At 45.1% G+C, this 13,176-nt stretch carries 13 protein-coding genes; 7 read left to right on the top strand and 6 right to left on the bottom strand.

Going from position 1 to position 13,176, the window contains the following annotated elements; all coding sequences use genetic code 11:
* Positions 1–124: 124 nt before the first annotated feature.
* From IGJ25_RS00365 to IGJ25_RS00345, 5 genes are all read left to right on the top strand, one after another.
* Positions 125–439 (top strand): rhodanese-like domain-containing protein, encoded by a 315-nt coding sequence (locus IGJ25_RS00365; protein WP_081117136.1) that lies wholly within the window; start codon positions 125–127, stop codon positions 437–439.
* 2 nt (positions 440–441) lie between these two features.
* Positions 442–2,100, top strand: coding sequence for an FAD-dependent oxidoreductase (locus tag IGJ25_RS00360; RefSeq protein ID WP_081117151.1), 1,659 nt, complete (start codon positions 442–444; stop codon positions 2,098–2,100).
* Positions 2,093–2,392: a rhodanese-like domain-containing protein gene (locus IGJ25_RS00355; RefSeq protein WP_010748942.1), complete on the top strand. Its 300-nt coding sequence runs from the start codon at positions 2,093–2,095 to the stop codon at positions 2,390–2,392. The genes IGJ25_RS00360 and IGJ25_RS00355 overlap by 8 nt, the downstream gene beginning before the upstream one ends.
* Positions 2,389–2,649, top strand: coding sequence for a metal-sensitive transcriptional regulator (locus IGJ25_RS00350; RefSeq protein ID WP_005230585.1), 261 nt, complete (start codon positions 2,389–2,391; stop codon positions 2,647–2,649). The genes IGJ25_RS00355 and IGJ25_RS00350 overlap by 4 nt, the downstream gene beginning before the upstream one ends.
* Before the next feature lie 331 nt (positions 2,650–2,980).
* Positions 2,981–4,297: an MATE family efflux transporter gene (locus tag IGJ25_RS00345; RefSeq protein ID WP_081117135.1), complete on the top strand. Its 1,317-nt coding sequence runs from the start codon at positions 2,981–2,983 to the stop codon at positions 4,295–4,297.
* Positions 4,298–4,362: 65 nt separating this feature from the next.
* Here the strand turns inward: IGJ25_RS00345 and IGJ25_RS00340 are convergent, their stop codons facing one another.
* Together IGJ25_RS00340 and IGJ25_RS00335 are read right to left on the bottom strand one after the other, a co-directional pair.
* Positions 4,363–4,569: a hypothetical protein gene (locus IGJ25_RS00340; protein ID WP_005230591.1), complete on the bottom strand. Its 207-nt coding sequence runs from the start codon at positions 4,567–4,569 to the stop codon at positions 4,363–4,365.
* A gap of 367 nt (positions 4,570–4,936) precedes the next feature.
* On the bottom strand, positions 4,937–5,677 hold the full coding sequence (locus IGJ25_RS00335; protein ID WP_081117133.1) for an SDR family oxidoreductase: 741 nt from the start codon (positions 5,675–5,677) through the stop codon (positions 4,937–4,939).
* A 165-nt stretch (positions 5,678–5,842) separates the two neighbouring features.
* Between IGJ25_RS00335 and IGJ25_RS00330 the strand changes: the two genes are divergently transcribed.
* Positions 5,843–6,280 carry a MerR family transcriptional regulator gene (locus tag IGJ25_RS00330; RefSeq protein WP_005230594.1) on the top strand — a complete coding sequence of 146 codons (438 nt, stop codon included), beginning with the start codon at positions 5,843–5,845 and terminating at the stop codon, positions 6,278–6,280.
* A gap of 142 nt (positions 6,281–6,422) precedes the next feature.
* Here IGJ25_RS00330 and IGJ25_RS00325 read toward each other — a convergent pair whose 3' ends face one another.
* The 4 genes from IGJ25_RS00325 to IGJ25_RS00310 form a co-directional block, all read right to left on the bottom strand.
* Positions 6,423–7,172, bottom strand: coding sequence for a SagB/ThcOx family dehydrogenase (locus IGJ25_RS00325; RefSeq protein WP_010748947.1), 750 nt, complete (start codon positions 7,170–7,172; stop codon positions 6,423–6,425).
* A 351-nt stretch (positions 7,173–7,523) separates the two neighbouring features.
* The gene (locus IGJ25_RS00320; RefSeq protein ID WP_074536495.1) at positions 7,524–9,407 is read right to left on the bottom strand and encodes a glycosyltransferase family 2 protein; all 1,884 of its coding nucleotides are present in this window, start codon (positions 9,405–9,407) and stop codon (positions 7,524–7,526) included.
* Between the two features lie 170 nt (positions 9,408–9,577).
* Positions 9,578–10,678, bottom strand: a complete 1,101-nt coding sequence (locus IGJ25_RS00315) for an iron-containing alcohol dehydrogenase family protein (RefSeq protein ID WP_225001149.1) — start codon at positions 10,676–10,678, stop codon at positions 9,578–9,580.
* A complete protein-coding gene (locus tag IGJ25_RS00310; protein WP_010748949.1) occupies positions 10,614–11,615 on the bottom strand; it encodes a bile acid:sodium symporter family protein in 1,002 nt (333 codons plus the stop codon). Before IGJ25_RS00310 ends, IGJ25_RS00315 begins: the two co-directional genes overlap by 65 nt.
* 600 nt (positions 11,616–12,215) lie before the next feature.
* On the opposite strand from IGJ25_RS00310, the gene IGJ25_RS00305 reads away from it, so the two are divergent.
* The gene (locus IGJ25_RS00305) at positions 12,216–12,851 is read left to right on the top strand and encodes an NAD(P)H-binding protein (RefSeq protein WP_005230609.1); all 636 of its coding nucleotides are present in this window, start codon (positions 12,216–12,218) and stop codon (positions 12,849–12,851) included.
* The last annotated feature ends 325 nt before the right edge of the window (positions 12,852–13,176 follow it).

Genomic DNA, 13,176 nt, shown 5'->3' with positions numbered 1-13,176 from the left:
TCGAGAGTATCGAGCGGGGAGCAGCGCAACAGCAAGTTTCTTTTCTTAAAGAAAATCACTTAGTTGACAAATCGCAAAACATCTTGTTTAATATACCCCAAGGGGTATACGAAAGGAGCAAGAAATGTTTTCACTATTTAAGCGCATACCAAGTATGTCAACAGCAGATTTACAAAAAGAAGGAGCCAAAGAATGGACGGTTCTGGATGTACGCACACCGGCGGAGTACCGCAACGGGCACATTGCCTATGCGAAAAATGTACCGTTAAATAAGGTTGCTGGATTTACTCAAAAAGGCGACAAGAAACTGGCAGTCATTTGCCAATCGGGGATGCGAAGCAAACAAGCAGCCAAAATCCTAAGTAAAAAAGGTTTTGATGTGGTCAACGTTCGTGGCGGCATGAATCAATGGCGCGGAACAACCAAAGGAGGAAAGTAATGATGGAAAAAATAGTTATTGTCGGTGGGGTAGCAGGGGGAATGTCGGCAGCCACGCGCTTACGTCGGCTTAAAGAAGCAGCGGAGATCATTGTTTTTGAAAAAGGTCCTTTTGTCTCTTTTGCGAATTGTGGGCTGCCGTATGCCATTTCTGGTGAGATCAAAGAGCGGGACGCCCTATTGGTCCAAACACCTGAAGCACTAAAAAAACGGTTCAACTTAGATGTGCGACCTTTTCATGAAGTACTGGCGATACAGCCAGAGGAGAAAACGGTGACGGTCAAACATGGCGAACACGTCTTCACGGAATCTTATGATGCGTTGATTTTATCGCCGGGGGCAAAACCGCTAGTACCAGCGATCAAAGGGCTAGAAGAAGCAACCAACGCCTTTTCTTTGCGCAATGTTCCTGACTTAGACCAAATCATGGCGCATCTTGAAGACAAAAAGCCTCAAAAAGCGACGATCATTGGCGCTGGGTTTATTGGGTTAGAAGTCGCTGAAAATTTACATAGAAAAGGCCTCGAAGTAACGATCGTAGAAAAAGCACCCCACGTATTGCCACCTTTGGACGAAGAAATGGCTGCGTATATCAAAAATGAATTGATCAAGCAAGGGGTCAAAGTTTTGACCTCGCAGTCAGCGACCGCTTTTGAAAAAGCAGGGCAAGAAATCGTTCTGGAAGATGGCACGGTCCTGGCCTCAGATGTCACGATTCTTTCGGTAGGTGTCCAACCAGAAACGGATTTGGCGAAACGTGCTGGTATTGAACTGGGACACCGGGGGGGTATCCTAGTAGATGAGCAATACCAAACCAGCAAGAAAGATATTTACGCGGTGGGTGATGCCATCGTTGTGAAACAACAAATCACCAACGAAGACACGTTGATCTCCCTGGCGTCACCAGCCAACCGCCAAGGTCGGCAAGTAGCTGATGTGTTGGGAGGACTGGCTCGTAAAAACAAAGGCAGTATTGGGACTGCGATCGTGCGCGTATTTGATCTTGCCGCAGCGTCCACCGGGTTGAGTGAGCGCAGCGCCAAACTGGCAGGGCTAAATCCCCAGGTGGTTCATCTTTCAGGCAAAGACCATGCAGGGTATTATCCTGATGCGACGGATGTTTATTTGAAACTGATTTTTGATGCGAATAATGGAAAAATCTACGGTGCGCAAGGCATCGGTGCCAAAGGGGTCGATAAACGAATCGATATATTGGCAACAGCGATCAAAGGCGGCTTAACGATCTTTGACTTGCCTGAACTGGAATTCACCTATGCACCGCCTTTTGGCTCAGCCAAAGATCCAGTGAATATGCTTGGCTATGCAGCGATCAATCTGGCGGAAGGAATCAGTGAGAATATTCAGTGGCACGAATTGACGGATGCCTTAGAAAACGGTAAGCAGTTGTTGGATGTTCGTTCAGAGATGGAATTAGCCAATAATGGGCGTTTTCAACAGGCGCTCCACATTCCGTTAGATGAATTGAGGGATCGGTTGTCTGAATTGGATCCAAGCGTCTCGTATGTCGTTACGTGTCATAGCGGATTGAGAAGCTACATTGCCGAACGCATCTTAAAACAAGCGGGCATCAATTGTCAAAACCTCGATGGTGCCTTTTCGTTGTATAATACTATTAAGCCGGAGATGATTATTCATGATTAAAGCAATATCTATGGAGGAATTTGCCCAAAAAGAAAAACGTGAACCACTTGAGATCCTTGATGTCAGAGAAGTCGATGAGTTTGCACAAGGACACATCAAAACAGCACAAAACCTACCGTTGAGCGAACTGACAGAACAAATCAGCGACTTAGAGAAGGATAAAAACTACTATGTCATCTGTCATTCAGGGGCTCGTTCGCAAATGGCATCTGAATTTTTGAGCCAGCAAGGGTTTCAAGTGACCAATGTCCTCGGCGGCATGTCAGCATGGAGAGGAGAAATCAAACGATGACCGCATGCAACAAAGATATCTTGAATCGGTTAAAACGAACCGAAGGGCAGTTGCGGGGGATTCAAAAAATGATCGAAGACGAGAAAGAATGCGTCGATGTCATCACGCAATTGTCCGCCGTCAGTTCCAGTGTTAACCGTATTATGGGGATCATTGTCGCTGAAAATTTGAAAAATTGTTTGGAAAATCCAGACAGCGACACGGAAACCCAAAAGCAGAAAATCGATCAAGCCGTTCAGCTGATCGTGAAGAAATAACGGGATTTTTGAAAGGTTTGTCGCGTTTTTTATCATCCCATGGAAAAGGTTCAGAAGAGCAGCATGTTCTTCTGAACCTTTTTACTCTTCATCAGCGATTGCTTGTCGACGCCAATAGAGGAAATAAGCGGAGATTGTCGGTATGTTTTGTTTTTTAATTATGAAGGAATATACACCGAGAAGGCTGTATGGTTAAATGGAGGGAGAAACGTCAAAACGCCTGATGGGTCGTTGCGTATTTATAGCGACCAACGATCGCTTTTCTTGTGACTAAAATCACAATAAGCGAGTGGGTGTTGCGCAGTTATGACGAATGAGAGAGGAGAGCTTTTTGAACAAAAAAATACAGTCTTTTACATTGCCTTTGATTGCTTCCAATTTGTTTCAAATCATTATTGCGCAAGTTTCATTAGCGATTATTTCAAGAAGATCCACGGAAGCGCTGGCGGCGATCGCGCTGATCGACGGGTTTCTCTATGCTTTTGCGGGTATTTTAGGTGCGATTGGCCTTGCTTTTAATATTTATGGCGCAAAGGCAGTCGGACAAAGAGAAGAGACGCAGTTAAATGATTATCTGTCGTCGGTTCTTTTTCTAGTAGTCGCGATCGGCGTGAGCTTTTTCCTGATTTTCCTGCTTTTTGGACGCGGCATTTTGCAGGTTATTTACGGATTTAGTGGGGAGCTGCTAAGGACCGCAACATTGTATCTTGCAATCATGTCTCCCTATATTTTACTTACGTTAGTCACGTTTGTTTTTACTAGCCTTTTAAAAATTGAAAAGAAAACGAACTACATCCTCGGTGTTTCCATTATTAGTGCGTTGGTACAGGTGTTGCTTAGCTATCTACTGATCAACGGCAATCTCGGTTTTCCCGCAATGGGGGTCTTAGGCAGTGGCATCGCAAATATGCTTGCGACTTTGTGCTTGCTGGGGATTTATGGGGTTCTTTTAAGAGAAAGTCTAGCCAGGGGGCTGAAACAAAGACCACGAAAACGCACCTTTTTATTGAAAAAAGCGGTCCCCTTAATGATTCAGGAATGCTTTGAAGGTTTAGTCTTTATTATTGCTTTTGAAGCTTTCGTCTCACGATTGGGTGTCAGTACGCTGGCAGCCTATGCGATCGGCAGCCAAGGATTGATGATCGCACGGTTGCCTGCTTTGATGTATGGCAACGCAGTGACCGTCTTTGCGAGTGAGGCGAATGGTCAGAACAATCGTCAGAAGATTTTAGCAGTGGGGAAAAGTGCCTTCGTTTCTTCTTTCGTGGCTTATGTCGGAATTGCCAGTCTGATCTGGGGCTTTCGTCCTGCTTTTTTTCAGTTGTTTACTACAGATGTCGCTGTTTTAGACTTGTTGCCAGCTATTCTACCAATCATGCTGGGGATAATGCTCGTCAGTCCGTTATATGAAATCACAAAATACCTATTACAAAGCTTGGAGTGCAGTCGCACGGTTTGTGTGTTGACAGGATGCGTCAACAGTCTGGTTTTAATGGGAATCATGGGCTTTTGGCGCAGTGGGCAGCTGAACTTTTTCTTCCTCTACTGTCTATACGGCATGAATTTCCTGATTCTCGGTGGTTTCTTTGCAGGGCTGTTTTATTGGACGATCAAGCAGCGTGATCCTCAGGGCAAAGGACGCCTTTGAGGGTTAAAAAAGCGAAGGTGCTGCTGATCCTTCGCTTTTTCGTCGCCTACAATTGGACAGGGGGATTAATTGTGGCTGACTTCTTCGTAAAAAATGGCGTTGCGTTCTGCAATCAGTTGGGTTTCCCTTCGCTCTAATTCAAGAAAGGTTTCGTCTGCCAGCAATTCGGCAGCAGAGTAGCCGGCAGCTAAGAAATTTTCGGCATAGGTCAATTTTTGATTCGTAATGTTTCTTCGTTGCTCGGCAATAATGAGTAGCTGTTTTACATTCATATACACACTCCATTCTTTTATAAAAAGCAAGTACTAAGAAGAGGACAGCTAAGGCAGTACTTGCAAGTCAACGGTGAAGGTAGGGCTGCGCGCTTGCTCGGCTATTCATTGCTCATCAGGAGAACGTTCGGTGGGTTTCCGATCAAACGGGTTTATACGGAAGCTTTGTACTAAGTATAAAAAAATTTCCCCCGAAGCAACAGAACCTAGTCGTTTACATAAAGCAACCATTGGTTTACATTCTTTGGACAAGCGGGTGTTACAAGAAAATCAAGTAATTTTTCCAAGAAAACGGTGGGATTTGACGACAAAAAAACCTGCGACCAGCCTGAAGCGGTCGCAGGTTTCGTAGATAAGTAGAAATAGCTTAAACGGTTTGTTTTGCTGGGCGCAGTAAGACTTCGCTGATAGCCACATGTTTGGGCTGTTGAATGGCATAAACCACTGCATTTGCTACATCTTCTGGCGTTAGGCTGTTGCCTTCTATGCGAGAGGTTTCTTTCAAGGCTGCTTCTAGTTGAGCATTGCCGACGGTTTCAAACAATTCCGTGGAGACCATTCCTGGAGAGACGATGGTGGAGCGAATGCCATGTTCACGTTCTTCTTGGCGCAAGCCTTCCATGATTGCACGAACGGCAAACTTTGTCCCGTTGTACACGGCAGAACCTGGGTAAATGACATGTCCGGCAACTGAGTCAGTGGCGATGATCAAGCCGTCTTGCTGTTTTTGCATGATGGGCAACACAGCGCCGATCCCGTTCAATACCCCCATGATATTGATATCCAGCATTTTTTGCCAGCTGTCATAGTTCAACTCTGCCAAGTTTCCTTGAGGCATGATGCCAGCATTATTGAAAAGGACATCAATCCGACCAAAGGAGGCCATGGCTAAATCAATGACTTGTTGGACTTGTTCGCGATTGGTGACATCAGCTGTTTGATACAAGACATTTTCTGCTAATTTTTCAGCCAGTGCTTTGATGCGCTCTTCACGACGGGCAGCGATCACTACTTTTGCCCCTTGCTCGGCTAGTTTAACGGCAGTTGCTTCCCCAATTCCTGAAGATGCTCCCATAATTACGATAACTTTTTCTTTGATTTCTGTCATTTGTATATCCTCCAGTGAATGATTTTTTCATCGAATCCTGCTACTGACAATGGTGAACCTGTGAGACGATAGGTGATTGACAGTACAGTGCTTGCGGTGTATTTTAATTGTAGAACTTGAAGTTAGGTTTAGGTCAAGCAATAAACAAAATTTTTTTTAGGAGCGATGCAAGTGAGTTACTCGATTGGCGAAGTATCACAAACGACTAATATCCCCATCTCGACTCTGCGTTATTACGATCGAGAAGGGATGTTTCCGAAGCTGGCCCGCAGTAATGGCGGCATTCGGGTGTTTTCAGAAAAAGAAGTAGCGACGATCAAAGTGATCGATTGTTTGAAGAATACTGGCATGCCTATCAAAGACATCAAGAATTTCTTGGATTGGGGCGAGGAAGGCGATGCGTCTTTGCAGAAACGGCAGCAGCTGTTTCATGAACGTCTGGAAGAAGTCACAAAGCAAATGGCAGCCTTGCAAGAAACCATGAATACGATCAAATACAAATGCTGGTACTACGATACCGCGATGGCAGCAGGCACCGAAGCGGTGGTAAAAGAGTTGCCGCTAGAAGAAATACCCGAAGAAGTCCGAGCATACAAACTGTAAGTCCATCGAAAAACCACCTGCTGTTTTTGCAGGTGGTTTTTCGATTCTACTGGTTTTTCTGGGAAAATCAACCTTGCCAGTTGCCGTTTTCTAACGGCAGTTCGTCAGTTCCATGAAAATTGGGTTTCGTTCGTCGGCAGTGTTACTCAATAACGCCTACAGGAATCAAATAGCGGGGTTCATTTTCCGTTGGCAGCTGCAGCAGCTCTGTGAGTTCATGATCCGTGAAGGCGCCGATCGGCACAGCGCCTAAGCCTAACGCTTGGGCTTGTAAAAGGACATTTTGGGCGGAATGACCGACTTCGATATAGGCATAGCGTTCGATTCCTCGGTCCCCATAGCGCTCAATCAGTCGTTCATAAACCACTGTATAAAGCAATGTGGCAGGTGCCCGTTGGATCGCTTGCTGGTCCAACGAACCTTCCGCCAGTGCGGTCCGAAAATCGCCGGCAAGAACTTTTGCTAAGGTATGCTGCTCTGGTTGATACAGATAAAGCCCTGGCTCAAGCCCCGTTACCTGTGTGACCACGACATAGAGGTCTAAGGGATACAAGGCACCAGCCGAAGGCGCTGTCCGGCGACCATCTTCTGTAGTGACACCGGCAGCGGCCCATAAAAGCTGTGCCAGCTGTTCTTGTGTTAGCTCAGTGTCTAGAAAATCCCGTTGCGAGCGCCGCTCGAAGAGAGCTTCCGCCACACTGGTTTCCCCGTCTAAGATTGGTTGCGGCAATGGAAAGGTTTCATAGGAAACTGCTGGTTCAGAAGAAGTGGCGGTGTTAGTAGTCGGTTGTTCTTCAATTGGTGCCGTATCCGCACTGCAGCCAGTGAGGAGTAAGCCCAACACCAAAAGAGCGCCTAAATGAACAAAGCGAAATCGTTTGTAACGGGTCATGAGGGTTCCTCCTTTTTTAAGGACTTCGTGTTATTTATAAGTATAACAAGGATTGCTTTTTCATGCGCTTTTATTCACAAACGGGTGAGCAGTGACAAGCGTATCAGCTCAATCAGGTCATAGGAAAAGCAGACTTTTTAATATTTTCTAAAGGCTTAAAAAGTATTTGCCATCGAGACATCATCAAGATTCTGTTCTGGCTCTTTCCATCAATGATCATTGGAAAAGGATGCAGCAAATGCCAGAGTGTTATCTAAAGGAAGAGAATCATCAGAAGATGGAGAACTGTCCTTTAAGGAGCTTTCTGGAATCAATAAAGCCCCTTTGTCTTTTGCGACAAAGGGGGCGGGGCTAACTATTCATTTCTGCGACTTCTTCCTCCATATCAAATTCCAACTGTTTGGCAGCATTGAGCTGGTCGCTATAGTAGCTGGCAAGCTCTTCAGCAGATTGCGGTGTTAGATTGTTGAAGGCAAAAGTCACATAGGTGCCATGATCCTCCAGACAGATCGAATTGATGGTGAAGCGGTGTTTATCATCGTAAAAGGTATAACTTTCGCCTGGTACGAATAGTTGCTCGGGATGGGTACGGATACGGAAGCCGTTGAAACTCATTTGATACATTTCGAACGTCTTCGCATCATAAGAAAGCTGACGATTGATGGCGATACTCAAGGCTTCACTATCACTTTCGATAAAACGGTTTTTCCCGATCAAAATGGCATAAAACAAGCCATAGAGGTTATAAAGCGACCAAATCAAGGTCACGATATAGCCGAATTCATAGCCTTCTCCTCGGTACAAACGATACCCAGCCACCAGACAGGCAAAGGAAATCCAAGTAAAGAGGATGATGTGGGGCAAGACGGTTCGCCAATCAAAGGCGTTGCTGCCGACGATCTCTTTTTTGGTCACGTTGAATTTTTTCTGTGATTTCATAAATTCTTTGATCAATGCCCCAGTGTGGATAGGAGCGACAAAGCAATCATAGATGTGGGAGCTTGTCAGGTTCCTGATTTTAGGGACATACAGCCGAAACGACAGGGAAATCATAATGAAAGGCGGTAAAAAGAACAGCAACAATTGGTGATTGTTGCTTCTGACGATAAAGATATCAAAAACCATAAATAAGGTTGGTGCCAATAAAAAGATGATTTTTTGGAAAGAGGTAAACCAATACAAATAGGAGTTGTAATAACAAAGTTTTTGCATGAACGACAATCCTTTTAAGCGGCGCGGTTTGAAGTGGTCAAAAATTTGTTTCGTTCCTTGCGCCCACCGAGTCCGTTGTGAGGTCAGCTCTTTGGCAGTGTAAGGAGTGATCCCCAAGGCATAGGCTTTATTGATAAAAATCGTTTCATAGCCGGCGTCTTGTAAAAGCATCCCGGTCGCCATATCTTCGGTGATACTGCTGGTAGGAACGCCGCCGATCTCTTCAAGGGCACTGCGACGAATGATGGCATTGGTACCGATATGGATCAAAGCATTCTCACGAGAAAGTGCAGGTTCTAGAAAGCGCATGAATAATTCCTGTTCGTTGTACATGGATTTGCGCAGTAATTGAAAGGGATCTTTGTTATAAAATGTTTGTGGATATTGCACCAATGCGACTTTAGGATTGCGGAAATAGTCGACAGCTTCAAAAATAATGTTCTTTTTGACGATAAAGTCAGCATCCAGAAGCAAAATCAAGTCACTGCTGGTTTGAGACAAGGCATAGTTGATATTCCCAGCTTTAGCATTGGCATTTCCTTCGCGGGTCAAATAGCCGAGGTTCATTCGCTCGGCCATTTCTTTTAGTTCCTCTCGATGGCCATCATCGCAGATATAGATTTTTTTGTTGGGGTATTTCAAGGCTTTGACAGCCAGTGCGGTGGCGATCACCAGTTTGATGTCTTCATTGTAAGTACAAATAAAAGCGGCGACACTTGGTAAGAATTCTTCTGCTTCATCCCCCTCGTAGCGGTATTCTTTTGAGAGCTTATTGGAAAAAAGGTAAACAAAAAAGCCATAGACAAACAAACCAATGACTTCCGCAATATAGAGAATGATCCCAAATACTAGTGAAGCAGAACTATCCATAGGGATCGTGAAAAACAAACGCCAAACCAAGTAAATAAGCAGAAAAGCAATCGTAATCTTCGAAAACAGCTGTTTGATGCGGTTATTTTTCTTTGCCAGAAAATACAACAAGAAAATGACCAAAAACAACCCAGATAAATAAACCAATTCCAAACCAATCTCCTCCTTTGTTATACTAAAATAGTAATAAGTTTTTAAAAATAAATCAAAGTAAACGATTGCATGTTTTTTAACATGTAAGAAAGAAGAAGGAGGACAAGTACGAAGAAGCGAAAAAAGGCCATCCAAAAACCCTCCAGCAATTCGTTGCTGGAGGGTTTCATTTAATTGGCAGCTGCCAATGCTGCTTGGTTTTGTTTGGCATGATAGGCTTCCACGCCTAGGATTGCCTGTTTAAACATTTCTCGCGTGATCTCATAAGGCACGTGGACGATGTCATTGGTGGTCATTGCTTTGTCTAAGATTGCCTCAAGGTCGCTGGTGTCGTTAAGGCCCATATCCGCTAGGCAAACCGGCAGTTTGTTTTCCTTCATAAAGGCGTAGATGCGCTGGAAGAGGGCATCTTGCTGATCGAGCTGCAACAAGGCCAAAACGCCGTAACTAACGGATGCGCCGTGTAAATAGTCTTCCATTTTTTCCAAAACGGTCGTTCCGTAGTAAAAGGAATGGGCAAGGGCGGAGTTGTAATCATTGATGACTAAGACGGAAACTAAGCCGGTGGTCACGATGATATCCAAGACGACTTGCTCAATGGCATAAGACGGCTGATTGGCGGCACTGTCTTTCAAGGCTTGTGTGCCGTATTGCAATAAGCGTTCCGTACACATTTTGCCGATTTGGATGCCTAACCCATCGGTGTAATCTAGCTGATCGCCCCGCGCTGAAAATGTCGATTCGATCTCTTTGGAGAGGGCATCGCCGATTCCTGCCCATAAGTACTTGTCGGGGGCTTGGGCGATGATCTCACTGTCGATAAAGGCATGGGTCGGCGGTTGCGAAGGGAAAAACAACCCTTGCATCTCGCCGTTTTCTTTATAGATGACACAAACCGCGGTGACTGGTGAGCAGTTGGAGCCGATCGTTGGGAAGGTGAAGACTGGTTTGCCAGCTTTTTCCCCAACCACTTTGACGGTATCGCAGACGCGGCCGCCACCAACGGCGAATAGAACATCGGCGGCTTGGACACTTGGAGTAGCTAACAGCTGATCGCCGTTTTCATAGGTCGAGTTGCCGCCGTACCACAAGGTATCCGTCACTTGGACTGCTGACGTTAACGCGGCTTTGATCTTGTCTTCGGCTTTTTCAAGGGCGGTTTTTCCGCCGATGATCACGGCATTGGTGCCGTATGGTTTTACGATGTCATTTACTTTTTCGTAGGCGTCCGCCCCGATTGTGTAGTTTGGCAAAAAGATACTTTGACTCATACTTTTCTCCTTCTTTCTTGGCCACGAGATTGGCTAAAATTGGTCCGGTAATTTGATGGATCACCATGCCGACTGCGGCAGGGGTAACGGCTGCAGCAATGGCGGCAAAGTGGGCATTGGCTAACGAGATCGCTAGGCCAGTATTTTTCATTCCTAATTGAAACATGATGGATTTGGCTTGGGTGGCACTGACGCCCATCACACGGCTCAGACCATAGCCGGCGCCGTAGCCGATCAAGTTATGGAGCAAGACTAAGAAAATCACGATCAAGCCAGATTGGACGATGACGGCGCCGTTGCGAGCGACAGTTCCTGCAACGATCAATAAGATACTGACGGAAGAAATCAACACAAATGATTGCAGAAATCGCTCGATGTGCTTGGCAATGAGTTTGTGGACGATCACCCCTAAAATGATCGGCAAAAGCACCATCTGCAAGACAGACAAGAGCATTTCCCAGAAGGAGATCTCGGTGTACTGACCAGCCAAGACATAAACCAAAAAGGGTGTAACGACGGTCGCTAACAAGGTCGATACCGTGGTCATGGAAACGGTGAGGGCGACATCGCCTTTGCCGATGAAGGTCATGACATTGCTGGCGGTTCCGCCAGAAACGCAGCCTAGTAAGACAAAACCGATGATCAAACCGGAAGAAAGACCAAACAGCTGTGCTAAGCCGTAAGCCACCAAAGGGCTGATGGTGAACTGGAAAAGCACCCCTAAGATGAATGCTTTGGGCTGTAAGACGACCATTTTAAACGCAGCAACGTTTAGAGTCATCCCCATACAAAACATGATGATGCTCAAAAGAATCGTTGTACGAGGCGGAATCCATAAGAAGGGTTGCGGGAAAAAATAAGAGACGATCATCAATAAAATCATGATGTAGATCAAATACTTGTTTACAAAAGCAGCGATCGTGTTGACGGTTTTCATAATAAAAAATCATCCTTCCTTTTTTCTGCTTGACCAATCAAGTGTCCAAACAGAAGGGGTCTTTAGAATAAGTGCAGTGCATAACCGCGGGGAATCGGCAGCAGTTGGTCAACGAGCGTTTCGGATCTATCTGACATCAAGGTGTCAGCTTGCAAAAGGCCGCTTTCTTGAAAATGGGTATAAAAAAACACTCCATCTCAAGAAGCTGTTCTTCTTTTTGGATGCAATGTGAATAGGGACTCTTTGAATGTATAAAATCAAACAGTCCCGACTATAATAATAAAATAATTCGTTTGCTAACATTGGTGCGGGTCATATACGCCACCGTCCTTTTCTTTATTTTGAATTTTCTAAATATTTAAATTATTTCTACCTAGTCTACAAAAGAGTCAACGCTTTGTCAATCGTTTGAGAAAATTTTTTTCATTTTTTTGGGTGTTTTTTAAAAAACATGGGTTTCTATGGGGAAAAACAGCAAGAATTGGTTTGTGCTGTGCTTTTTTCCCCATCGTTTAGAAACAGAATAGTTGTTGGATCTTGGTTTTTGTCCTACGATGATACTAGCAAGAGTTGGAAAAAGAAACGAGAGGAGCAAAGAAAATGAAAATTTTTGTCGTTGGTGCTACTGGACGAGTAGGCCAAAAATTGATCACCTTTCTAGAAAAACAAGGACACATCGTTTATGCTGGTGCGCGCAGCAGTGAGAAAATCACAGAAACGGAGACGATCAAGCCCGTGTTCTTTGATTTACACACGGAACCGGAAGAGATGGCGGCGAAATTCGCAGATGCGGAAGCGGTATACTTCGTGGCGGGTTCCCGAGGCAAAGACTTGCTGCAATCTGATCTGTATGGTGCGGTCAAAGTGATGCAAGCCGCTGAAGCAAAAGGAATCAAGCGCTACATCCACCTTAGCTCAGCCTATGCCTTAGAACCTGAACAGTGGCAAAGGGAAGGCATGGCGTCATTGATGGATTACACGATCGCCAAATTTTTCTCTGATCGCTGGCTGATCGACAACACCGCACTAGACTATACGATTTTGCAGCCGGGTGCGTTGAAAGAAACACCAGGATCTAGTTTGATCGAGATCAGTGAAACGACCTCTGGTGCGATCCCCATCGAGGATGTCGCCGTCTTGTTAGGTGAAATGCTGGAACGTCCAGCAACTTATCAAAAAGTCATCAAAGTCCAAGCTGGGGAAACCCCCATCAGCGAGGCACTGGATCAGCTTTAAGGCGAGCCTTTGGGCTTGAAGAGAATGTACTGAAGGAGCTGTACGGCAATGAATCGTTGGCGTGCGGCTTTTTTTTGTGAAGAAGCCAGTCACTTTTCATTTTTGAAAGCGGTGACTCTTGACTTTGGAAAAATAGTTTGTTACGCTTATTGCTAACTTTAGAGGGGGTGGTAAACGAATGTCAAGCGACTCGAGTGACGGTGAGCAGAAACACTATTTTGACTTGCCTTACTTTTTAATTGAATAGGAGACCAACCAATAGTAGCGCGTTATTTAGGAGCAGTTTCTAAATAAGGGGCTTATTTGTGTTATCCATCAATGAAAA

This window comes from Enterococcus sp. DIV0240d (genome assembly GCF_051711245.1).
In the GTDB taxonomy this organism is placed as follows: Bacteria; Bacillota; Bacilli; order Lactobacillales; family Enterococcaceae; genus Enterococcus_D; species Enterococcus_D casseliflavus.
The sequence above is the reverse complement of the archived record's forward strand: the minus strand, read 5'-3'. Positions and strand labels throughout refer to the sequence as shown.

Bases quoted from the DNA above. Each gene is read 5' to 3' on its own strand.
- IGJ25_RS00365 (WP_081117136.1), top strand. From the start codon at position 125: ATGTTTTCACTATTTAAGCGCATACCAAGTATGTCAACAGCAGATTTA.
- IGJ25_RS00360 (WP_081117151.1), top strand. From the start codon at position 442: ATGGAAAAAATAGTTATTGTCGGTGGGGTAGCAGGGGGAATGTCGGCA.
- IGJ25_RS00355 (WP_010748942.1), top strand. From the start codon at position 2,093: ATGATTAAAGCAATATCTATGGAGGAATTTGCCCAAAAAGAAAAACGT.
- IGJ25_RS00350 (WP_005230585.1), top strand. From the start codon at position 2,389: ATGACCGCATGCAACAAAGATATCTTGAATCGGTTAAAACGAACCGAA.
- IGJ25_RS00340 (WP_005230591.1), bottom strand. From the start codon at position 4,569: ATGAATGTAAAACAGCTACTCATTATTGCCGAGCAACGAAGAAACATT.
- IGJ25_RS00335 (WP_081117133.1), bottom strand. From the start codon at position 5,677: ATGACAGAAATCAAAGAAAAAGTTATCGTAATTATGGGAGCATCTTCA.
- IGJ25_RS00330 (WP_005230594.1), top strand. From the start codon at position 5,843: ATGCAAGTGAGTTACTCGATTGGCGAAGTATCACAAACGACTAATATC.
- IGJ25_RS00325 (WP_010748947.1), bottom strand. From the start codon at position 7,172: ATGACCCGTTACAAACGATTTCGCTTTGTTCATTTAGGCGCTCTTTTG.
- IGJ25_RS00315 (WP_225001149.1), bottom strand. From the start codon at position 10,678: ATGAGTCAAAGTATCTTTTTGCCAAACTACACAATCGGGGCGGACGCC.
- IGJ25_RS00310 (WP_010748949.1), bottom strand. From the start codon at position 11,615: ATGAAAACCGTCAACACGATCGCTGCTTTTGTAAACAAGTATTTGATC.
- IGJ25_RS00305 (WP_005230609.1), top strand. From the start codon at position 12,216: ATGAAAATTTTTGTCGTTGGTGCTACTGGACGAGTAGGCCAAAAATTG.